The organism is Trueperella sp. LYQ143, from assembly GCF_046599595.1.
In the GTDB taxonomy this organism is placed as follows: Bacteria; Actinomycetota; Actinomycetes; order Actinomycetales; family Actinomycetaceae; genus Trueperella.
Genome location: NZ_JBKIWR010000003.1, coordinates 18,566 through 41,934 on the forward strand (window position 1 = coordinate 18,566; position 23,369 = coordinate 41,934).

The 23,369-nt window shown below is 53.8% G+C and carries 16 protein-coding genes; 13 read left to right on the forward strand and 3 right to left on the reverse strand.

What is annotated here, in order from left to right:
- Positions 1–37: 37 nt before the first annotated feature.
- Positions 38–2,113 carry a DEAD/DEAH box helicase gene (locus tag ACLHIL_RS02070; RefSeq protein ID WP_411296285.1) on the reverse strand — a complete coding sequence of 692 codons (2,076 nt, stop codon included), beginning with the start codon at positions 2,111–2,113 and terminating at the stop codon, positions 38–40.
- A 161-nt stretch (positions 2,114–2,274) separates the two neighbouring features.
- Positions 2,275–3,681: an MFS transporter gene (locus tag ACLHIL_RS02075; protein ID WP_411296286.1), complete on the reverse strand. Its 1,407-nt coding sequence runs from the start codon at positions 3,679–3,681 to the stop codon at positions 2,275–2,277.
- 152 nt (positions 3,682–3,833) lie between these two features.
- On the opposite strand from ACLHIL_RS02075, the gene aspS reads away from it, so the two are divergent.
- The 3 genes from aspS to ACLHIL_RS02090 are packed head-to-tail and all read left to right on the forward strand — an operon-like array spanning position 3,834 to position 7,663.
- Positions 3,834–5,660, forward strand: a complete 1,827-nt coding sequence (gene aspS / locus ACLHIL_RS02080) for an aspartate--tRNA ligase (protein ID WP_411296287.1) — start codon at positions 3,834–3,836, stop codon at positions 5,658–5,660.
- Positions 5,661–6,449 (forward strand): GNAT family N-acetyltransferase, encoded by a 789-nt coding sequence (locus tag ACLHIL_RS02085; RefSeq protein ID WP_411296289.1) that lies wholly within the window; start codon positions 5,661–5,663, stop codon positions 6,447–6,449.
- Positions 6,446–7,663: a hypothetical protein gene (locus ACLHIL_RS02090; protein WP_411296291.1), complete on the forward strand. Its 1,218-nt coding sequence runs from the start codon at positions 6,446–6,448 to the stop codon at positions 7,661–7,663. The genes ACLHIL_RS02085 and ACLHIL_RS02090 overlap by 4 nt, the downstream gene beginning before the upstream one ends.
- Positions 7,664–7,908: 245 nt before the next feature.
- On the opposite strand, the gene ACLHIL_RS02095 is transcribed toward ACLHIL_RS02090, so the two are convergent.
- Positions 7,909–10,392: an MMPL family transporter gene (locus tag ACLHIL_RS02095; protein WP_411296292.1), complete on the reverse strand. Its 2,484-nt coding sequence runs from the start codon at positions 10,390–10,392 to the stop codon at positions 7,909–7,911.
- A gap of 95 nt (positions 10,393–10,487) precedes the next feature.
- On the opposite strand from ACLHIL_RS02095, the gene ACLHIL_RS02100 reads away from it, so the two are divergent.
- The 10 genes from ACLHIL_RS02100 (at position 10,488) to ACLHIL_RS02145 (ending at position 23,306) form a co-directional block, all read left to right on the forward strand.
- Complete coding sequence (locus ACLHIL_RS02100) at positions 10,488–11,828, forward strand: replication-associated recombination protein A (protein WP_411296293.1); 1,341 nt, start codon at positions 10,488–10,490, stop codon at positions 11,826–11,828.
- 141 nt (positions 11,829–11,969) lie between these two features.
- Positions 11,970–12,590 (forward strand): 30S ribosomal protein S4, encoded by a 621-nt coding sequence (gene rpsD, locus ACLHIL_RS02105; protein ID WP_411296294.1) that lies wholly within the window; start codon positions 11,970–11,972, stop codon positions 12,588–12,590.
- Between the two features lie 79 nt (positions 12,591–12,669).
- Complete coding sequence (gene alaS / locus ACLHIL_RS02110; RefSeq protein WP_411296295.1) at positions 12,670–15,333, forward strand: alanine--tRNA ligase; 2,664 nt, start codon at positions 12,670–12,672, stop codon at positions 15,331–15,333.
- A 3-nt stretch (positions 15,334–15,336) separates the two neighbouring features.
- Positions 15,337–15,801, forward strand: coding sequence for a Holliday junction resolvase RuvX (gene ruvX / locus ACLHIL_RS02115; RefSeq protein WP_411296296.1), 465 nt, complete (start codon positions 15,337–15,339; stop codon positions 15,799–15,801).
- A gap of 1 nt (position 15,802) precedes the next feature.
- Positions 15,803–16,960: an endolytic transglycosylase MltG gene (mltG, locus tag ACLHIL_RS02120; RefSeq protein ID WP_411296297.1), complete on the forward strand. Its 1,158-nt coding sequence runs from the start codon at positions 15,803–15,805 to the stop codon at positions 16,958–16,960.
- A gap of 396 nt (positions 16,961–17,356) precedes the next feature.
- On the forward strand, positions 17,357–17,902 hold the full coding sequence (locus ACLHIL_RS02125; RefSeq protein ID WP_411296298.1) for a hypothetical protein: 546 nt from the start codon (positions 17,357–17,359) through the stop codon (positions 17,900–17,902).
- 82 nt (positions 17,903–17,984) lie between these two features.
- Positions 17,985–19,199 carry a chorismate synthase gene (gene aroC, locus ACLHIL_RS02130; protein WP_411296299.1) on the forward strand — a complete coding sequence of 405 codons (1,215 nt, stop codon included), beginning with the start codon at positions 17,985–17,987 and terminating at the stop codon, positions 19,197–19,199.
- Positions 19,200–20,759 (forward strand): 3-dehydroquinate synthase, encoded by a 1,560-nt coding sequence (aroB, locus tag ACLHIL_RS02135; RefSeq protein ID WP_411296300.1) that lies wholly within the window; start codon positions 19,200–19,202, stop codon positions 20,757–20,759. It begins immediately after the preceding gene.
- Positions 20,756–21,337, forward strand: a complete 582-nt coding sequence (locus ACLHIL_RS02140; protein WP_411296301.1) for a hypothetical protein — start codon at positions 20,756–20,758, stop codon at positions 21,335–21,337. The genes aroB and ACLHIL_RS02140 overlap by 4 nt, the downstream gene beginning before the upstream one ends.
- Before the next feature lie 106 nt (positions 21,338–21,443).
- Positions 21,444–23,306 carry a heavy metal translocating P-type ATPase gene (locus tag ACLHIL_RS02145; protein ID WP_411296302.1) on the forward strand — a complete coding sequence of 621 codons (1,863 nt, stop codon included), beginning with the start codon at positions 21,444–21,446 and terminating at the stop codon, positions 23,304–23,306.
- Positions 23,307–23,369: the final 63 nt, after the last annotated feature.

The window sequence follows — 23,369 nt, forward strand, 5'->3', positions numbered from 1 at the left end:
GTGCCATATCTGGTGGGGCACACCCCGCCCCTAGGCATTAGCGCGAATGACGGCGCGCGTATCGGTGTGAGAATTTTGCGGTGCTTCCATGTTGGGACCGGCTCCCGCTGCTTCCCGCAGTGTGGCTTTTAGCTTTGCGGGAAGCAGCGCCAGTGGACTTCCCGGCATATTTCTTTACGCCATACCCCTTGGTGCCGTAACTCTTCGCACTATGTTTCTTCGCGCCATAGCTGGTGTTATTGCGTTCTTTAGAGCCATGCCCGCTCGCGCTACGCCCGAATGTGCTCCGAGTATTCGCGCCAACATATCCGCCGCTACTGTGCCCATTCTTATTCTTATGCCGAGGTGTTCCCGTATATTCTCGTGGTTCGCGTCTGGTCTCGGGCGAAATATGGCTGTGGCGAGCACCGTCATCGCGATGTTGCGGCCCAGTATCCTTGCGGATATTAAGCATTCGACCACTCACTCGGGCTTTCGCGATCTTGCGCTGAGTATCGCGATCAATCTCATTTTCCAGTTCGACAAGCGAGAACGTCGGATAAATATCAATTCGCCCTAACTGCGAGCCGCGTAACCCGCCTTCGCCGGTAATTGCCCCGACAATCGCCCGTGGTGATACGCCGTCCTTATGCCCGACGTCAACGCGATACATAGTGCCATGACCAGTAAAGGTCACTCGACGCGGACCGCTAGATTGCCCACGCCTATCGTGCCCCTCGCCATACTCACCGCGCCCTCGCCTGCCTCCTCGGGCAGAACGCTGCGAACGCTCGCCATCAAAAGATGTTGTGAGCGTTTCTGGTTCATCGTCATCCCGTGGTCCAGGATCGCGTACCGCCAACGCTAATAAGGTTGCGATGAGATCCTCACGAGATACCTCATCATCATGAGCTGCCTCAAACTCGGCCAGGATCTCGTGATAGACCGTCAGCCGCCCAGCGGTGAGCCGCTGACGGGCTTGTTCCATAACTTTGCGCGCCCGCAACGCTGATACCTCAGCGGGGGTGGGTAGATCGACACGTTCTAACTGTGCGCCAGTAACATGCTCAATTCGGCGTAAGCGCTGTCTTTCCTTCGGAGTGACGAAGGTTAACGAGGTGCCACTACGCCCAGCTCGCCCTGTGCGACCGATGCGATGCACATAGGTTTCGGGTTCGCGCGGTACATCAAAATTCACTACCAGCCCGATACGCTCAACATCTAAGCCACGGGCTGCAACGTCGGTTGCCACTAGAACGTCTAAGGTGCCGGTACGCAGTCGTTCAACGAGTTTTTCGCGATCCTTTTGTTGGACGTCCCCGGAAAGGGTTGCGGCTTGCACGCCACGGGTAGATAAATCAATGGCCAGCATTTCGGCACTGACTCGCGTGCGCACAAAAACCAGTGCCGCGTCAGCTTCTGTTGTAGCTAGTACCCGAGCTAATGCGCCGATCTTATGGCGTGAGGGCACAACGGCATAGGTTTGGTGGATTGTGTCGATGGTGGAGGCTGGTGGAGTGACGGTGATTTCCAGCGGGTCCGTCATATGTTCGGCAGCGACTCGGCGGATGAACTCCGGCATAGTGGCAGAGAACAGCGCGGTGATTCGCGTTTCAGGTAGTGCGCGAACGATGGTATCGACATCTTCAGCAAATCCCATTCGTAACATCTCGTCTGCTTCATCCAGCACAAAATAGCAGACGTGCTCCAGGCTCAATGCGCCACGGTCAATAAGGTCAATGACTCGCCCTGGCGTGCCGACAACGATCTGAGCGCCATGCCGCAACGCGGAAATTTGCGGTACATACGAGGAGCCGCCGTACACCGCAACAACGGAAAGGTCGGTGGTAGCAGCCGCAAAAGAATCAATCGCTTCGGCGCATTGCATGGCTAATTCGCGCGTCGGAGCTAGCACCAGCGCCTGAACAACAGGCCGTTCAGCAACAACGTGGGTGAGCATAGGAAGCCCAAAAGCGGCGGTTTTTCCGGTACCAGTTTGCGCGACACCGACGACGTCCTGACCAGACAGCAGTGCGGGAATAGCTTGTTCTTGGATGGGGGTCGGATGTTCAAATCCGAGAGCGGTGATGGCTTGAAGAATGGACGAGGGCAATTGCAGATCAGAGAAATTCACGTGTTTGCTTTCTGGTATGTCGAAACTCTGCGTCCGTGCGCGTACATGCGCTGGGCACGAGCGTCTTTAAGTTTACTGCTCTCGGTGGAAAGCTAGCGATTGGTTGATGGTGAACTGTCTTACCGTCAACCAATAAATCCGCAATGTAGTTGTTGCTATTGCTATTTCTCCGATTGTATTTGGGATGGCGACGACGTGCGCCCCATATCCACCCGCAGTCCGACCCACAATGCCGCTACGAGGATAATCGACATACTGATAATGACTGACGCATAGGCCCAGAGCCCCCACGAGGCGAGGATCGCAAAAATGATTCCGGCGTAGGCAACGAATAATGCGGCTCCCATGCTATCCATAATGGAGATGGCTGAGGAGACGATTCCGTGTTCGCTCAGCTCTGTTAATGCAAGAGCGTGAACCGTCAATGCGGGATAAATAAGTCCAGTTCCAAAACCCGCGATGAGCCAGCCAAAAACAGCGAGGATTCCGGGTAGCGAGGGGGAAGCCGCACATAGCGTCAGCAACGTTCCAAATAATTGCAAGATAGGGCCAAGGATCGGCAGTTGACGTCGTAACTCAGGAGAGGTGATACGCCCCTGAACCCATGATCCAAGGGCCCAGGTAACCGCGCCAGTGGTCATAATCAGTCCAGCTTGGGTGGGATTCCAGCCATGTAAATTTTTCAGCATTAACGGCAGATACACTTCAACCGCGATATACGTTCCATTGAGGATTCCACGCATAGCTACGCTTGCTCCCAGCCCAGGTTGAGCCAGGAGCGTTCCGCGCGGGAGTAATGGGCGCACGCAGATAAAAGCCAGGACTGATAGCGCGATAATCGCTCCGATTAGGAGATAGGAAAAGGTGGTGGTCTTAATCCCCGATATGATCTGCAGCGCGGCAATGCACACGCCCGTCCCACATGCCAAAGTCAATATGCGCGTTAAACCAGTAAACGGCAGCGGATCGTGAAGTGGGGGAAAACGGCGCAGCAAGCGGGCCAAAATTGGGATGACGAGAATGAGGCACGCCGGAACGAAGCCAAAGACTAACCGCCAATGCAGATGATCGACGAAAAGACCAGCGATGAATGGGCCAATGAGTGAGGGAAGCACCCATGCGGCGGCAAAGGAGGCAAAAACTCGCGGTTGGCGAGAAGGATGAATGTAATTACCGACAAAAACGTACAGCGGAACAATAATCAGACCGCCACCGAATCCCTGTACAGCCCGCCCAAGAACTAAGACCTCAATCGTCGGTGCTGCAGTAGCGATAATTAATCCAGCAGCAAAGAGGCTCAAACCTGCCATGAGGCATTGCCGTGGCCCTTTGGCGTCGCACCATTTTCCGGCAAGTGCCGTCGTTGTTAACTGAGTGGCAAGCGTAATCCCGGCAGCTAACGCGTAGAGGTGTTCCCCGTGCAATATTTCGACTACAAATGGCATGGCAGTAGCAACGGCGAGCGTTTCAAATGCGACTAAGGAAATAAAAGAAACAGAGACAATCGTCAGCCATTTTTCCATATTGGCGTTAACGGACGAGGAATGTTGCTGCTGGGATTTTTTCACCCTCTACCATCTATCACAGTGTGGCATATCCAGCATATACGGAGGATGTGATCTTTATTGTTCAGGCATAAAATGACAGGGAATTGGTTGCCCGTCTAGCAGCCAGTGAAGCCCGCTCGTCTCGCGGGTGAGTTGATGAAAGAAGGATAATTATGCTCCGTACACGTATGGCCGGCTCCTTGCGTAAGGCCGATGTTGGTTCCACGGTCACCCTGGCTGGATGGGTTGATCGCCGTCGAGATCACGGTGGAATTGCGTTTATTGATTTGCGGGATGCTTCCGGCATTGCACAGGTGACTGTTCGTGCTGAGGTCGCCCACGAGTTGCGTTCGGAATACGTCGTCAAGGTGACGGGAACGGTTAATGAGCGCCCCGAGGGTAATGCAAACGCTGCCTTACCAACTGGTGATATTGAAGTGGAAGCCAGCGAGTTGGAGATCATTAATCCTTCCGCCGTGCTGCCTTTCCAGGTGTCGAGCTACTCCAGCGATATTAGCAACGTCAATGAAGAAACACGTCTGAAGTATCGCTACTTGGATTTGCGGCGTAGCTTTGAACAGAAGGCTTTGCGTTTGCGGGCAAAGGTTAATCAAGCGGCGCGTCGAGTCCTGGATGAGGAAGGCTTCGTTGAGGTGGAAACCCCGACGTTGACCCGCTCCACTCCCGAAGGCGCGCGTGATTTCATTGTGCCGGCGCGGTTAGCTCCCGGTTCCTGGTATGCCTTGCCGCAGTCGCCGCAACTTTTTAAGCAGCTCCTGATGGTGGCCGGAATGGAACGCTACTATCAGATTGCTCGCTGCTATCGCGATGAGGATTTCCGTGCTGATCGTCAGCCGGAGTTTACACAGCTTGACGTGGAGATGTCTTTCGTCGATCAGGATGACGTTATTGCTGTTGCCGAGAAGATGCTCAAGGAAGTGTGGGCATTGATTGGTTACGATCTGCAGCTCCCACTGCCGCGTATGGCCTATCGCGAAGCCATGGAACGTTTTGGTTCAGATAAGCCGGATCTGCGCTTTGGTCAGGAATTACATGATCTGACGCAATTCTTTGCCAATACCACATTCCGCGTGTTCCAAAGCGAATATGTCGGTGCCGTAGTGATGCCCGGTGGCGCTTCCCAGCCGCGTCGTACTTTTGATAAGTGGCAAGAGTGGGCAAAGGCGCGTGGAGCGAAAGGCTTGGCCTATGTGACCATCGCAGAGGATGGCACGCTGGGTGGGCCAGTGGCAAAGAATATTACGGAAGCGGAACGTGCCGGCTTGCCTGAGGCGACGGGCGCGAACCCGGGAGATTGTATTTTCTTTGCGGCTGGCTCGGCGGATGCTGCTCGGGCCTTACTTGGGGCGGTGCGGTTAGAGATCGGCAAACGTTGCGGTCTTATTGATGAAGATGCGTGGTCCTTCGTATGGGTTGTGGATGCACCACTGTTCAAGCCAGCTGCGGAGGCAGAAGCAGAAGGCGATGTGGCTGTTGGCGGCGGCGCATGGACGGCAGTACACCACGCATTTACTTCGCCACGCCCCGAGTTCCTCGATACTTTCGATCAAGATCCGGGTAACGCCTTGGCATACGCCTACGATATTGTCTGCAATGGCAATGAAATCGGCGGTGGATCAATCCGTATTCATCGGGCAGACGTTCAAGAGCGTGTATTCGACGTCATGGGTATTGATGAGGAGACGGCCAATAAGCAGTTTGGATTCTTGCTGGAGGCATTCAAGTATGGTGCTCCGCCGCATGGTGGTATTGCTTTCGGCTGGGATCGTATCGTCTCGCTACTGGTTAAAGCGAAGTCGATTCGCGATGTTATCGCATTCCCGAAGATCGGCAACGGCTGGGATCCACTAACGGACGCTCCGGCGCCGATTACCGCCGAACAGCGCAAGGAAGCGGGGGTGGACGCCAAAGTGAAGAAGCAGTCCCCAGCGCCAGCTCCTACCACCGAGACGAGTGCGGCACCTGAGGTAACAGCGTAAATGCGTGGAGCTTTCTCTCCATTTTGGCGTTATAACAATGAGCCGACGCACGGCGAGCAAATTGCGCATATTGCGCGCGAGGACCTCGCCGTGCACGGCTACCGCACAGACTCAGGCGATTGTTACCTCGTTTACGGGGAGCCAGAGTCAGCCTGTGCTGAGCTAGAGCGAATCGCAACCGACGCGCAACGCCCAGTGTGGATGATGGTAAACACTGATACCTATGAAGCACTGTCGGCTAAGAATCGGGAATACCTCGGCCCATATTGGGGCTGGAACTGGGATTTTTTCTATGCCGACGAGCCGCTTAACCCAGTGGCGCACAGCGATCAGGTAGAGATCGTTCCGGCTGGTAGCCCGGCTTTTGAGAATTCTCGTGCCGATATTGAACGGATATTGCGTGTAGCTAACCCAATCACGTCTGCCTTAGCTCAGATTGATACCCTTGATTGGTTCCTCATGCGAGCTACCGACGGGGAAATAGCGGCAGTTCTCGGTGCCGAACCGATGGCCAATGGTGGTATTCATCTTGCTGGCTTGGCTACTGATCCGCGCTATGGTGGGCGTGGGTATGGGGGCGGTTTGATCGTCGGGGCTATCAATACTTTGTTAGAGCACCACGATCATATTGCGTTTGGCGTGTGGTCGTGGAATACCTCCGCATTGCGGTTATACCGGCGTTTAGGTATCCCGCATGCGGATTCGCTCATCATGGCTCAACGTGAACCATTTCAGGATATGCAAGCCCTGCTTATAGAAGCCACCTGCGCACAAGTCGAGGAAGAATGAAATATTCCGGTGGGAAAATCAGAGTCGGGCTAGTTGGCTCTGGGCTGTTGATCGCCGGTGCGGTAGGTCTGGCAGGGTGTTCTGCTGATGATTCTGCTGCGCTCTTTGATCCGCAATGGCAGATTCCGCTTCATTTGGGTCAGGCCTACGAAACAACCCATTTTGTGCCGCTAGTAGATTTTGGCGATAGCGTCATGGTGAGTGTGGCGGATAGTGTTGCCGGATATGAACTGCCATCGGGGAATATGCAATGGTCCTTAACTCTGGATGGGGTTTCCTCCTGCCAGCGGGCTGGCAATTATGCGCTGTGCCCCCAACACTCGCAGCGAGCAGTGGCGATTGACCGTCAGGGTAATACCAGTATTAAAACCGGATTAGTTGTGGAGGGCTCCGACGATACGACAGTATATTTTGCTCGCTCATCTACCGACCGAGTGGAATTAGTGGCGCAACCTATTGATATTTCGCTCGATCAGATGGGAATGACGGGTGAGGTTTTGGCGGTTTATGATGGCACGTCCAGTAAACTGCCCGATGGTACCGAGATTACCCGCGATGTGAGTGGGCATTATCCGGCGGCAGTGGAGGATCTGCTAGCGCGCGGAATCCTTACCCGAAATTCTGCTTGGTTGAATCCGCCGCCGGTTACCCATGTTGCCCAGCCCATTGCCGATGGTTTTGTGGTTATCAGCGGTGGGGGAGTTACCGGCACGGAGGTTGAGCCAACGACGATCAGTTTGTATGACGTCGCTGGCAATGAAGCTGGCAAGCATGTTGTCGATGCCGCTTTACATATGAGCGTCAATCCACGCTGGACGTTGGCGGAGCTTAACGATATTGCTCAGCAGGTGACACAGCTAGGAAAACCGCATGCTTTTGTTTTTGACGACGGGCATGTCATCGGTTTCGATGTGCGTTTTCACTCGGCAGTTGCTCCGGCGTATGCGAACTATAAAGAGTTTGCGTTGAGTAACGCAGAGAGCTTAGCTATGGATAATATCCATCCGGAAACCCTATCTATGTGGGTTAAAAAGTATCCCTATGTTTCGATCACGGGTAAGAATGATGACGGGGTGGTGGCTCGCACCTACAACGTGCAGACCGGCGAAGTGCTTGTCGATAAGGAAAAATGCCAATGGACGGATCAGAGCGTTTACTGTTTTGATGCCACGCATCTTGCCAAGCCGCAGCTCGCTGTACAGCAAAAGAACTAAGTGGGTTTTGGCTGGCAATCAATGGCAGTTACTCCGCGAGGCGATTATTGCCACTGTGCTATGCGGGATCTGTTGGTAGATGGTCGCTAAAAAGTAATTTCTCGCGTAGCCGTCTGCGTATATACCGGAGAGGGAGGATAATACCTGGTTATGTATAACAATGCTCCTAACTGCGTATATATAGCGCTCGGCGTCTGGAATCGACATTCTGAGCGGGCCATTGTGTCAAGGTCTAAGACGTTCAGCTAGTGAGTAATTTTGAATTTGGCATAGAGAGCCCGTAATGGCTTGGGTGCCCACCAATTCCACCGGCCAAGTAGCGTCATAGTGGCTGGTACTAACAACATTCGCACTAGAGTTGCGTCGATCACGACGATCGCGGCTAGAATAACGCCGATCTGTTTAATAGGGATCATATCCCCAAAGACGAATCCGATATAGACGGCAACGATAATAGCTGCTGCCGAGGTGATGATGCGCCCAGAGCGCTGCAGCCCTTTTTCTACGGCGGTGTCGTTATCGCATCCGTTATCCCAGAACTCTTTAATTCGGGCGATAAGGAACACCTCGTAGTCCATTGCTAACCCAAAACCGAAAGCGATAGCCGTTGCTAAAACGAAGGTTTCCAAATTTTCCATCTGCGGCAAGCCGAATAACCCATGTTGGAAGAGGAAGAGGGTGGCTCCTACTCCGGAGAAAAGAGATAGGGCATTGATAATGAGGGCTTTCAGTGGAACGACGATAGAGCCGGTCATGAAGAATAAGAGCGTGAGCACTGAGACGATGATAATGGCCAGTGCGATAGGCGCGCCCTGTGTAACCGAGTCGGCGAAGTCAAGCTGTAATGCGGCTGCGCCGCCAACATATACGGTGGGGAAGCGGGAACGCACATCGTTGACGAGCTGAGTGACTTCCGGGCCCACCTGGTCATTCGCTGGCAGACTGACGGCAATGAGGCAGGCCCCGTCGCCGAGCTGTTGTGGGGAAGAAACCCAATCTACTCCAGGGTAGTTCGATACGTAGTCCTGGATAGCGGGTAGCTGCGCCGCGTCCTCGGTAAGAATACTGGCACTTGGGGTGGCAAAAGGTCGGTAGGACTGCATATCAGTGTATGCCTGACCGACGTCGGATTGAGTAGAGATGTACTCAATAACATTAGAGTGCATGTGTAAGCCGCGAGCGGGGACGACCATCAACACAACTATGCCGGTGACGGCCAATAGTATGCGGATCGGTCGGGCATGTACCCATTTAGCTAACCGAGAGAAGATCCCGTCATCATTGGCGGCGTCACCTATTTTTGTTACGAGCCGACCAAATCGAGGGCGCCGCGCCAGCCACGAGGGGCGAACGAGATGTGGACCCAGGAGAACGATAACGGCAGGCACGAGCGTAACCGCTGTAGTTACCGCGAGAATAGTGACAATAATGCCACCCGCCGCAATCATTTTCAGCATGGGGGCACGCATTGCTAACAGGCCTGCAATCGAAAAGGTGATGGTAAGAGCGGAAAAGGATACGGTCCGACCGGCGTGCGTTACGGTTTGAATAATGGCCTGACGGATAATCTCGGCACATTGGGGGCTTCGTGCGGCGGTGGGCAGATCCATCTGACGTTGCTCGCACTGCAGTGTTATCTCTTCTCGGTAGCGCGAGACGATGAGCAGACCATAATCAATGGAGAGGGCGAGCGCGATGATGGTAATGACGTTGAGGATGAACGTCTCGACATTAGTTATATAGGTGATTGCCCATAAGGCTCCTAGCCCGATGGCAATGGAAGCCATAGCGCCCACGAGTGGCAGACCAGCAGCAAGCAGACCGCCAAAAACGATGACCATTAAAAGCAAAGCGACAGGCAAGCTGATGGTTTCGCCGCGCACTAAATCTGTTTTGACCTGACGAACCATATCATTGTGCATCAGCTCAGTGGAGAACATGTGTACGTCGGATGATGGCGAGATTTTTTGTAGATTGATGGTGAAATCTGTGACGGCCTGTTCGATCTGGATTATGGAATGGGGGACGGTGCGGGTTATCGCAATGACGAAACCCTGTGGGGATTGGAATTGCGCGCTGGGGTTAGGCTGTGCAGCGATCTGCTGTTCGGCGCTTTGCCGAGCTTTCTGGGCAATTGTGTTTTCGATATTTGTGCGGGCCTGCGCACTGATTTCGGCTTGAGCCTGCGATCTGGCCTGACGGGCAACCTCGTCGGTAGGAGCGGAGGGATGCTGTGCGGAGAATTCTGCGACGGCGCGTTCTACTGCAGCGGAAATCTGTGGTTCGGCTTGTGCTAATGCTTGTTGGACTCCAGCCTCGATAGCCCCAGCATTGGCAGTAATTGCTTGGTCAATAGCCTTTTGCAGGTTTTGTTCAATAGCGTTGCGATATTGCTCATCGATATTGATTGGATCGCGCACCTCGGTGACGTCGGGTAGGGCTAATAGGCGTGAGCGAAATGCAGCGATTTGTTCGGTAGCGTGTTCGACGTCAATCCCACGAACAGTGACGACAGCAGTTTCCGTGCCAGCCGATTCAGTGGTGCGCTGAAGGACAACGTCGGATTGCGAATCAGGGACCATAGAGTGTGAGGATTTCATTCGGTCAAACAGGGATCCGTGCCCAAACCCCCACAGTGCAGCTCCTGCGCCTACAAGAATGAGCACAATCCATGACACGACAAAGCGTCGGGGATATCGTGCGATATTTCGCCCCAATAGATCAAACATGTGCGCTCCTTCCGCTACGCACGATGTTGCTATTACCTCTATATATGAGACTATCCCACACTGGAAAGCTTGGGTAGGGTAGTTAGACTTAAAACATGGATCTGTTTGAACAGGCGAGCCTCGATTCTCATGGGGTGCCCCGAGATAGCGGTGCGCCGTTAGCTGTACGAATGCGCCCACAATCACTAGAGGATGTCGTCGGGCAAGAACATCTGTTGGGAGCGGGGCAGCCGTTACGTCGGCTCATTGATCCTTCTTCTGCTAGCTCAGGGGTGCCCAGTTCCGTGTTTTTGTGGGGGCCGCCAGGGGTAGGAAAAACGACTTTGGCGTATCTGGTTGCGCGTCAATCGGGGCGGCGCTTTGTTGAGATTTCAGCAGTTTCTGCGGGTGTGAAGGAGTTGCGTTCGGTTATTGACGAGGCAAAGGCCATGTTGGTAACCGATGGTCGGGAGACTGTTCTCTTTATTGATGAGGTGCATCGTTTTTCTAAAGCTCAGCAAGACGTCTTACTGCCCGCCGTAGAAAACGGTTGGGTAATCCTTATTGCTGCCACGACGGAGAACCCCTCTTTTTCGGTGATCTCGCCGTTGCTTTCTCGTTCGCTGCTGTTGACCTTGCAGCCGCTTGCCGATAGCGATGTGAAAAAACTGCTGGATAGAGCCATAGCTGATGAGCGCGGATATGCGGGCACGGTGACGGCTGAGCCGGAGGCGCTTGACCGTATCGTCCGGCTTGCTGGGCATGATGGCAGGCGGGCATTGACCATTTTGGAAGCCGCGGTACAGTCAGATCGCTTGACGGTTGCGCACGTCGATGCGGCTGTCGATAGTTATGTGGGGCGATATGACCGCGACGGCGATCAGCACTATGACGTTATTTCTGCCTTTATCAAATCTATTCGGGGTTCGGATGTGGATGCCGCTTTGCATTATTTGGCGCGAATGTTAGAAGCGGGGGAGGATCCCCGATTTGTTGCGCGTCGGTTGATGATTTCGGCGGCGGAAGATATTGGGATGGCTGATCCGAGTGCATTGCAGACGGCAACTGCGGCAGCGCAATCGGTGGCTTTAGTTGGCATGCCGGAGGCGCGAATCATCTTAGGTCAGGCAGTGGTTCATTTGGCTACGGCACCAAAATCTAATCGGGCCTATCTGGCGATTAATCAGGCGATTGCGGATGTGCGCAGTGGCGATATTGGGGCGGTACCAGTGCATTTGCGCGATCAATCGGTCAAAGCCTCACGGATTGCTGCTAAACAAACGGGTCGGGATATGTCGTATCAATATCCGCACGATGACCCGCGCGGGGTGTTATCTCAGCAGTATCTCCCCGATGAATTAGCTGGTCGCCAGTACTATCACCCGACAGAACGAGGTTTCGAGTCGAATATCACGTCGCGCTTGGCGAAGGTGCGAGCGATTTTAGCTGGTGAGTAGTGGTATTGTGGAACGGTTGCTCCGCCGGAGTAGCTATGCCGTAGTGGAAAATCGCTACGGGATACAGGTCCTGGGATCCTAGCCGTTTGTGTTGATCCCGCGCACAATTCGTGCGTGCCATGATGCCGACAGGAGATCTGAATGGCAACGAATCGTTCACGTAAGTCCGTGCGTCAGTCGCGTGCTTTGGGTATTGCATTGACCCCTAAGGCTGAGCGCCTCATGCAGCGTCGTCCCTACCGTCCTGGTGAGCATGGTCGTGGTCGGGTTAAGGAATCCGATTACTCGATCCGTTTGAAGGAAAAGCAGCGTCTGCGTGCCCAGTACGGTATTCGCGAAGCTCAGCTCCGTAAGGTCTGGGATGAGGCTCGCCGTGCTGAAGGTCTGTCAGGTGAGAACCTTATCGAGTTGCTGGAGATGCGTATTGACGCTCTGGTTTTGCGTTCCGGCTTTGCTCGCACTATTGCGCAGGCTCGTCAGGTTGTAGTACACCGTCACGTGCTTGTTGATGGAAAGATTGTGGATCGCCCGTCCTACCGCGTTAAGCCCGGTCAGGTGCTCCAGATTAAGCCGCGTTCGCAGACTTCCCCGCAGTTCATGGTAGCGGCTCAGGGGCAGCACGCCGATGTTTTGCCGGCAGTGCCGGATTACCTCAAGGTCGATTTGACCAAGCTGCGTGCTGAATTGGTGCGTCGTCCTAAGCGCGCCGAAGTGCCGGTTACCTGTGACGTCCAGATGGTCGTCGAACACTACTCGCGCTAAATGTCGCAGTACAACGCGCCGCGGTTTTCACCGTGGCGCGTTGTCGTCATAATAAGAGCGTTCTTACAAAGGAAGACTTATGCGTACCTCTGAAATTCGTCGTCGTTGGCTTGATTACTTCCGTGCGCACAACCACCATATTGCGGAATCTGTGCCCTTGGTTTCCCCGGATCCGTCGATCCTTTTCACGATTGCTGGCATGGTGCCGTTCATCCCGTACATCGTCGGAACAGAGCCAGCCCCATATCCGCGGGTGGCGTCGGTGCAAAAATGTATTCGAACCAATGACATTGACAACGTGGGTCGCACAACTCGGCATGGAACGTTCTTCCAGATGTGTGGCAACTTCTCCTTTGGTGATTACTTCAAGCAGGGAGCTATTGATCTTGCCTTTGGTCTGTTGACCTCGCCGGAAACTGAAGGCGGCTACGGGCTGGATAAAGACCGGCTTTGGGTGACGATCTGGGATCAGGATGACGTCTCCTATGAGCATCTGACCTCAGTGGTGGGATTAGATCCGCGCCATATTGTGCAGTTACAACGAGAAGAGATTTTCTGGTCTACTGGTCAGCCAGGTCCTGCAGGAAGCTGTGCAGAGATCCACTATGATCGCGGTCCAGAGTTTGGCCCAGAAGCTGTCGGAGGTACAGTCGATCCGGGTGGGGATCGTTACTTGGAGATCTGGAACCTCGTTTTTGATGAGTTTTTGCGCGGTGAAGGGACGGGTAATGACTACCCACTCCTAGGCAAGCTCGACCAAACCGCCATTGATACGGGAGCTGGTCTAGAACGTATCGCCTATCTCTTACAAAATAAGACGAATATGTACGAGATCGACGAAGTATTCCCCGTCATTGCCGCCACCCAAGAACTCACGGGCAAAGTGTACGGTGCAGATCGGGAAGATGACGTGCGGATGCGTGTCATCGCAGACCATATCCGTTCTGCATTGATGTTGATTGGCGATGGCGTGCGCCCTGGTAATGACGGTCGGGGATATGTGTTGCGCCGAATTATTCGTCGTGCGGTTCGAGCTGTTCGATTATTAGGGGTTGACGAAGTAGCGTTGCCGCACCTATTGCCGGTGTCAATGACGGCAATGAAGGATTCCTATCCAGAGCTAGAAGCGCAATTCGATGCGATCGCCCAGGTGGGCTACCAAGAAGAAGAGACGTTCCGGCGTACCTTGGAATCGGGCACACAAATTTTTGATGTTGCTGTTGCTCAGGCCAAACAGGAGCACAAGCCAGTAGCTGGAAGTGCTGCTTTCGCTTTGCATGATACCTATGGTTTCCCGATTGATCTGACCTTGGAGATGGCTCGAGAGGCAGGCGTTGAGGTTGATGAAGCCGGTTTCCGTGAGCTGATGACGGAGCAGAAAGCTCGGGCACGTGCCGATGCCCTAGCAAAGAAAACTGGTCATGTTGACGCCACGGTGTATCACCAGATTTTTGATACTGCTGGTGGCGCTACCCAATTCCTGGGATACACCGAGTCCAGCGCTGAGGGGCGCGTCGTTGCGATGTTGCGTGACGGGCAGTCCGTTCCCGTTGTGGAAGCACCAGCCGATGTGGATATCATCTTGAATCAGACCCCGTTCTGGGCTGAGCAAGGTGGCCAGTTAGCAGATCATGGCACTATTTCGACGGCGGCAGGCGGCCTGCTTCAGGTTGATGATGTGCAAATGCCGATTAAAGGCTTGTTTGTTCATCGAGCGCGGCTCACTGAGGGGAGCGTTGCGGTGGGTGATACCGCTTTTGCTCAGATTGATGTGGATCGTCGTCAGCAAATCGCTCGGGCGCATACCTCAACGCACATGATCCACCAGGCGCTTCATGAGTTCCTCGGAGATCAGGCAACCCAGGCAGGTTCAGAGAACGCTCCTTCGCACCTGCGTTTCGACTTCCGTCATGGTTCAAGTATTCCGGCTGATGTTTTATCGAATATTGAAACGCGAGTAAATGAACGCCTGCAAGAGAACCTGGCAGTAACAGATGAGATCATGAGCCTGGAGGCGGCCCGTAAGCAAGGCGCTATGGCTCTGTTCGGGGAGAAATACGGCAACGAGGTGCGTGTCGTTTCTATCGGTGGCGATTGGTCCAAGGAACTATGTGCCGGTACGCATGTAGTGCAGACGGGTGCTATTGGGCTGGTGACCGTCCTAGGTGAATCATCTATTGGCTCAGGTGTTCGCCGTATTGAAGCTCTGGTTGGGCAGGGGGCATACGCTTCCGGGGCGAAGGAACGCGCGCTTCTTTCGCAGCTAACATCGTTGACGCGGGTGCGCAGTGAAGAATTACCAGAGCATATCAGCGCCTTACTTGGAAAATTGAAGACCGCTGAAAAGGAGATTGCTAAGCTTCGCCAGGAGCGTTTGCTGGGATCACTCGATAGTATTCTCGCGCAGCGCAAGACTATCAATGGTGTCACCGTAATTGCCCATCATCTTGGTGAAGCAACTGCGGATGAATCCCGCCAGGTGGTAACTCGGTTGCGGGAAATGCTGGGGGCAGAACCTGCGGTAGTTGCGCTGACGGCAGTGGCAAATGATCGCCCGACGATTGTTATCGCAACGAATGAGGCCGCCCGTGAACGCGGTATTCAGGCAGGGGCGTTAGTCGGTATTGCGGCAAAGGTATGTGGCGGCGGCGGTGGCGGTCGGCCAGATATGGCCCAAGGTGGAGGAAGCCGTCCGGATCAGGTTAACGCAGCCTTAGAGGCCGTCTGCGCGGCGATTGGATGATACATGCGATCAGGGGCGCGTATCGGGGTTGACTTGGGAGATCGTCGGATCGGAATCGCTCGCTGCGATGCTGAGGGCATTATCGCGATGCCGGTGGCGACGATTGACCGAGGCCGCGGAGATATTCGAAAAGTCGTCCAGATTATTAAGGAATCCGACGCAATCGAAGTGATTGTGGGCCTGCCGCGTAATATGGATGGATCTGAGGGAGAGTCTGCGCGCAAGGTTCGGTATTGGGCTGGTCTGCTATCACGCACCTTAGGTACACTTCCCGTTAGAATGGTTGACGAACGCCTATCAACGGTACAAGCACATCGGCATTTGCATGAGGCTGGGCGGCGCGAAAAGTCGTTCCGTTCAGTTGTCGATCAGCAGGCTGCCGTCATCATTTTGGATGATGCACTGGCCTATGAACGAGCAAACGGATGCGCTCCTGGTGAGCTAGTAGAACAAGCGATGGAGGAGTAGCGTGTCGGAATTTTTTGAGAAGTTACCCGATACGAAGGCTCGTAAAGAGCGAGCAAAGTCCAACCGGACATCGCGCAAGCGTACTGGTAAGAAGTATGCGCAGACTTTGACCGTCCTGGTTGTCGCCGTATTCTTTATCTGTTTCTCGCTGTCGATTGCTTGGCCACACGTTAGCTCAATGTTGCATTCACATGGTGCAGATGATTATCAGGGAGAAGGCAGCGGCGAGGTGATTGTGACGATCCCTTCGGGTGCTACAGGTACGGATATTGCCAATCTCCTTGTGGAGAATGACGTTATCAGCTCGGCGGGGGCTTTTATTGAGGCATTCAATCGGGAACCCCGGGCCGCCTCGATTCAGCCGGGATCGTATTCTTTGCGTCAACAGATGTCGGCGACCGCTGCGCTGGCGGCGCTGCTGAGCAATGCGAATCGGGCAGATTACACGGTGACTGTGCCGGAGGGCTTCACCGTCAAACAGGTGGCTGATCGGCTCGTCAACGTCATGGGCTATAACTCGCAAGATGTTGAGAAGGCATTAGCAGATACCGTAGCATTAGGGCTTCCTGCAGAGGCGGGAGGTCACCTAGAAGGGTGGATTGCTCCTTTAACGTACACCTTCGATGCAACGACCACAGCTCAAGAGGCGCTGCGTCAAATGGTCAGCGAGCGAGTTAACGAACTGTCGAAGTCTGGTATTGATCGCGGGCAGTGGCAGCGGATTCTCACTATTAGCTCGATTGTTGAGCGAGAGGTGAGCTGGCCACAATACTACGGGCAGGTGGCTCGGGTTATCGAGAATCGTCTGGTGGATACCACTCAGATTCATGGTCGCTTGCAGATGGATTCCACCGTCTTGTATGGCGTTGGGAAGACGGGTGGTGTTCCAACACAGGCTGATCTGGAGAACAATAATCCCTATAACACGTATATCAATGCGGGATTGCCGCCAGCGCCCATCTCCAATCCAGGGATTGACGCAATCCGTGCCAGTGTGAATCCGCCAGCAGGTAATTGGCTCTATTTTGTGACGGTCAATTTGGAAACCGGAGAAACGAAGTTTTCTGCCTCCCTTGATGAGCACAATGCTAATGTGGCTCAACTGCGATCGTGGATTGATGCCCATCCGAATTATGGGCAGTCAAACTCGGAAAAATAATCTCATAATTAAAACTGTTGAGCGCTGTGCTGATGATTCTTTTTTCGGCACAGCGCTGTGTTTTTGTTGGGATAATCCCACGGCAACAGAATGTGCCCTCTAGCCCGAATTCGTGCTATAACCCCAGTATTTAGCCAAAAATATCAGATTATTGGATGATTTCTGCTGAGCTGGCTTGTGGCTTTCGGCGTCAGACAGACGGAAAAGAGAAAGCACCGTCACCGTGGGGATGCAGATAAAAATGCCGCCCATCGCTATGGCATAACACATGGAAAGGAGCCATAGCCTATCTGCCCCTGCATCTTAAATAGTGAATGATCGTATCCGTGTTGTGGAAGATATATTGCCTGTGGATTCATGAGTGTGGGGCACGGCAAGCGTCATAGTCTCAGCCTCATGACATCTCATCCACTCTTTTTATCGACATTGACTAATCGGCGTGCCATTGTCATGGCATTGTGCGTTGCCAGTATCACCTATGGGGTAGTGTTCTGGCGCACTGCAGATCAGGTTCGAGCCATCTGGGCCTTGGCGTTTTATATTCCAGTCGTTTTTAATGCGTGGATTGACGCGCGAACGCATCAGCTTGTTGTGAATTGGACGCATTTAGCAGGAGGCATTGCGTTGAGTTATGCCTTGGTCCGTCCGAATATATATGCGTTACCCATTGCGCTTATAACAGGAATATTTTTCGGAGGAATCGTTCGGCTCTCACATGGGCGCCTATTGGGCGCCGGAGATGCGCGCCTTATGACGGTATTGGCGGGGTGGCATGCTTTGTTATGGCTGTGGAGTCCGTTGTGGCTTTTGCTTGGTTCGTTCACAGCTCACGTTGTTTACGTCTTAGGATGGTCAATCTTCCGTCCTTTCGCGTTCCGGCGCGATCACGCTTTCGGTCCCTGGCTGGTCGGGGTATCGTGGATTTTGACGTGCGTAGCATAACGGAAGATACGGGCTGTTCGCTGATCTCTTTCTCATGCAAGACGTAATGGGCATCTGTCACGCTATCTGCCACAATAGATACATGATTCGATGGAGTACTGCTGGGGAATCACATGGTCGATCACTGATCGCTTTGCTGGAAGGCATGCCAGCAGGCGTATCCATCACCAGCGATGATATCCGCCATGCGCTGTGGCGTAGACGCCTTGGTCATGGTCGGGGAGCACGTCAAGCCTTTGAAGCCGACGAGGTAAAGATTCTCAGCGGAATCCGGCATGGATATACCTTGGGATCTCCCATTGCGATCGAAATAGGCAATTCAGAATGGGAAAAATGGACCATCGTCATGAGTCCAGATCCAGTTGATCCGCAGGATCTACTTATCGATGCCGGAACGGGCGATGAGCGGGAAATGGCTAGGAATAAGCCATTAACGCGGCCACGACCGGGGCATGCCGACTTAGTGGGGATGAATAAGTACGGTTTTGATTCGGCTCGCCCCATTTTAGAGCGCGCCTCGGCGCGAGAAACGGCAGCTCGGGTAGCGCTTGGAGAATTAGCTAAACAGTTACTACGCCAAAGCGTCGGTATTGATATTGCCTCCCATGTTGTAGAAGTCGGGTCGGTAGCAGCTCCAGAAGGGATTGCATTGCCGACGGCTAATACTTGTGAACAATATGATGCCAGCCCGGTACGGCAGACAGATCCAGAGCTAATGGCGGCATTTTGCCAAGAAATAGATGCGGCAAAAGCGGCTGGGGATACCTTAGGCGGCGTTGTTGAGGTTGTCGCGTGGGGAGTACCGCAAGGTCTGGGGACGCACACTCGCGCCCAACAGCGCCTTGATGCGCAACTTGCGGGGGCCTTGATGTCCATCCAGGCAGTTAAAGGTGTAGAGATCGGGGATGGTTTCCGTTCAGCACGCCGCCGAGGATCCGTTGCTCACGATGAGATAGTTCGTCGTGATGGCAAAGTGCAGCGAACAACGAATCGCGCTGGAGGTATTGAAGGCGGGATGTCCAATGGTGAGCCAATCGTCCTGCGCGCTGCTTTTAAGCCGATTTCCACTGTTCCGCGGGCTTTAGCGACGATTGATACCAGCACAGGTGAGGCAGCACGGGCATTACATCAGCGTTCTGATACAACTGCGGTAGTTCCGGGGGCGGTTATCGCTGAGGCGATGGTGGCTCTTGTGCTTGCTGAAGCATTGGTCGATAAATTTGGGGGAGATTCGCTACCGGAAATTCAACGCAATGTTGCCTCGTGGTGGCAGTCAATCCCAGTGGAGCGTAAATAAATGCTGGCGGTCATCATTGGAATGCCGGGGGCCGGTAAGTCAACGGTGGGTCGCCATGCGGCACAGAATCTGGGCGTGGAGTTTGCAGATTCTGACGAGCTAATCGTCAAGCGATATAGGCGCTCCGTGCCGCAGATATTTGCCGAATTAGGGGAGAGCGGATTTCGCCGGATAGAAGCAGAAACCATCGCATGGGCCTGCGAGCATTTTTCTGGGATCCTTGCCTTGGGCGGTGGAGCAGTTCTGCACCCTGATACACGTCAGATGTTGGCCGGGCAACGGGTTATTCTCATCGAAGCAACGGATGAGGAATTGATTCGGCGGGTATCGAAATCGCGCACTGTGCGCCCACTTTTGAAACATAATCCAGCCCAAGCTATTCGAAAACTGCGTAGGGAACGGTCAACGATTTATCATCGGGTGGCGAGCCATGTTGTTCTTTCTGATGCTCATCCAGTAGCGCATGTTGTTGATGAGGTGGTCAAGCTGTTGGAAAAAGATGTATGCCGAATTGAGGTAGGCGGCCCGCGCCCTTATGACGTCATTATCGGCCATAATCTGCTCTCTTATGTCGTCCGTCAGGCAGCGCAATATGCCAATACCCTGGTGGTCTATAGCGAAGATCTGCAGGAGTATGCGCGCGAGCTATCTACAGAGCTGACTATTGCTGATATTCCCCATGCACAATTCCGGATTCCGACGGGGGAACGGTGTAAAACTGTCGATATTCTGGCGGCTGGCTGGCATGCGGCAGGGCAGGCTGGAATTAGTCGAGATGGCGTTATTATTGCCATCGGGGGTGGAGCGACAACAGATCTCGCCGGCTTTATTGCGGCAACCTGGTTGCGCGGTATCGCGGTTATCCATGTGCCTACCTCTTTGCTGGCGATGGTTGATGCGGGTATCGGCGGAAAAACCGGGATTAATGTCGAACATGGTAAGAATCTCGTAGGAGCTTTCCACCCGCCAGCGGCAGTTATTTGTGACGTCGATACGCTATCAACACTGCCGGAAGCGGAATTGCGTGCCGGTATGGGAGAAGTTGTTAAGTGCGGATTTATCGCCGATCCAGTGATAACTGAAATCGTAATGCGTCCAGATTTCACTATGCGTGGGCCGGAATTAATGGAACTTATCGTCCGAGCAGTTCGGGTAAAGGCAGAGGTCGTAAGCGAAGATCTGCACGAGCAAGGGCGCCGCGAGATATTGAATTATGGTCATACCCTGGCTCATGCGATTGAATTGTCATCGCATTACACGGTTCGGCATGGGGAAGCGGTTGCAATTGGGTGCGTCTTTGCCGCTGAGTTAGCTAGCGCGGCGGGGATTGCTCCACCGGAGTTAACGAATATGCATCGCGAGGTCATCCAACGTGTGGGTCTGCCTATCTCATATCACGGGGTTTCCCGTCATGAGCTTCTTGCGATCATGCATGCCGATAAGAAAGTACGCAAGGGGCAATTACGCTTCGTGGTTCTCGATGATGTTGCTAAGCCGCGCATTATGACTAATCCGCATCGAGATCTCCTCGATGCCGCATTTGCGGGGGTTGGTTTGTGAGTCTGCTTGTTTTTATCGGGGTGCCGGGGGCAGGAAAGCGCTCTATCGTTGGCCAGTTGTCTCAGTATGGATACATGGGCTGCGACGTGGAGACGGCAACGGCGGCCCGTCTACACGTTCCGGTTTCCCAGATGTATCTTGAGTGCTCTGCGGCTGAGCGCGCGACTGCGACTGTTGCAGTGCTCGAAGAACTTTATGCTGATATTCGCCAGGCTCCGGATCAACGTTTCTGTTTGGCACTTCCGCCGAAGGTCTGCGGGTGTGTAGGGGAAAAAGACGAAGTGGACGACCCTTATGCGGCGTTGCGAGCACAGCTTGTAGCGCAGGCCTCGGAGGTCATCTGGCTTCAGGCTGAGCTATCGACGCTGATGACGCGCAATGCGCTTATTGGTATGCGTTCCGCGCTATTTATCATGCCGCGTAAAGAATTTCGTTTGCTCTCTGAGGCCTATGCCCCGATTTTTGAGGAGCTATCGACAGCCCAATACGATACGACGCACAGCAGTGTGGCACAGGCGACCCAGGAGATTTTAGAACAGCTTCATATTGAGTGTGAGCACAGCTCAATTACAGATTAATGACGCTATAACGAGGATATTCGCGAGTAACTTTGCTTAGCCTAGGCTTCGCTAGGGGAGCCTCACCTTCGTTGTTATTGGAGTCATTCCAAAATAGCATGAGGGTGTGCTAAAGAGTTTTATTTCCCGTTATCCCTTAGTTGTGCTAGTTGCGCTCACTGCAGTGATTGGTGTGCTGCTGAGCTTTGGGGCGCCAGCGGCGACGCGCCCACTCGTTTCGATCGTGGCTGGCGGCATTGCCCTGGCACAGGCCAAAGGGATGATTGATACCTTACGGGACGGGAATTTCGGCATTGATCTGCTTGCTGTAACAGCCATCTGCTCTACCTTGATTGTGGGAGAATACTGGGCAGCGCTCGTCGTATGCTTAATGCTAACCGGCGGAGAAGCACTGGAAGACTATGCTGAAAGCCGCGCAGGTGCGGAACTGACCGCACTGTTGGAAGGCGTGCCAACAACGGCATACCGACGCGAAGCCGACGCTGTTATCCCCATAGATATTGAGGACGTCCGTATCGGGGATCGCCTCGTTGTTCGACCACATGATACTGTGCCGGTAGATGGAATTTTAACCTCAGATCTGGCGATATTAGATGAAAGCCAATTGACTGGTGAGGCCCTTCCGGTGGAACATCGCGCGGGGGATGTGATTTTGTCAGGATCGCTGAACGGGGCAGAGTCGATTGACATGACGGCCCAATCTACGGCTGCCGATTCGCAATATCAGCGTATCGTCATGCTTGTTAATGAAGCTCGCGAATCTCAAGCTCCTTTCGTTCGGCTTGCTGATCGGGTTGCGGTACCTTTCACTATTTTTGCGTTAGTTTTAGCGGGAGCAGCCTGGGCGCTCAGCGGGCAGGCAGTGCGTTTTGCTCAAGTACTTGTTGTAGCCACGCCATGTCCACTGATTATTGCCGCTCCGGTGGCATTCATGGCGGGAATGTCGCGAGCAGCCCGAACGGGCATGATCGTCAAAAACGCGGGAACGATTGAAAAAATTGCGGCAGTACATTCAATTGCTTTTGATAAGACGGGGACGCTGACGGCAGGGGCGGCACGTATTCGCCAGATTCGAGCCAATGGCATGGATAGTACGGAACTGTTGCGGTATGCAGCCAGCGCGGAGGCATATTCGTCCCATCCTCTTGCGCAAACTATCGTCAGTGCGTACTGCGGAGAACGGATAGAACCAGAAAATGTCCAAGATATTCCTGGTCAAGGGGTGTGTGCTACAGTATCCGGTCGCGCTGTTCGGGTAGGAAAATACGGCTTCGTTGTGGATGGTCTGACGTCAGAGCAGGCAATACGAACCGTGACGTCAGATGATAGCGGACGATCAGAGATTTTCGTCAGTATAGACGGGCAGTTACGCGGTGAGATTGAGCTAGTCGATCCGATCCGCCCTGAGACGCCAGCAACCTTAGATATTTTGCGCCACATGGCAGGTATTGAATATACGGTGATGCTCACTGGTGATACTCGCCCAGCAGCGCAACGGGTAGCGCGCAATATCGGTATCTGCGAGATTCATGCTGAACTATTGCCAGAAGATAAGGTGCGCACAGTCCAGCAAACCGAGCCGGGGCGGGTGATGATGGTCGGTGATGGCGTCAATGACGCGCCAGTTCTTGCCGTTGCTGATGTCGGCGTTGCTATGGGGGCGCGCGGTTCTGCTGCTGCCGTTGAATCGGCGGACGTCGTAATTATGCATGACGATTTAATGCGGATTCCTCGTCTGCTCCTGTTAGGGCGGCAAACAATGCGTATTGCCTGGCAGGCAATCGGTATTGGGGTGAGCTTCTCGATCATCTTGATGTGCCTTGGGGCGGTGGGGGTTTTGCCGGCGTTTGCCGGGGCATGGTCCCAAGAATTAGTGGACTTGGCCTGTATCCTGTGGGCGTTACGAGCCTCGCGCAGTTCTCGTCAGGAAAAGGAACTTTCCACCTATAGCCATGAGCTATGTGCATGAACCTATCGCAGAGCCGGAGTACTCGAAGCTGGTTTTCTGGCTGCCGAGCGGAAAATAGCTGCG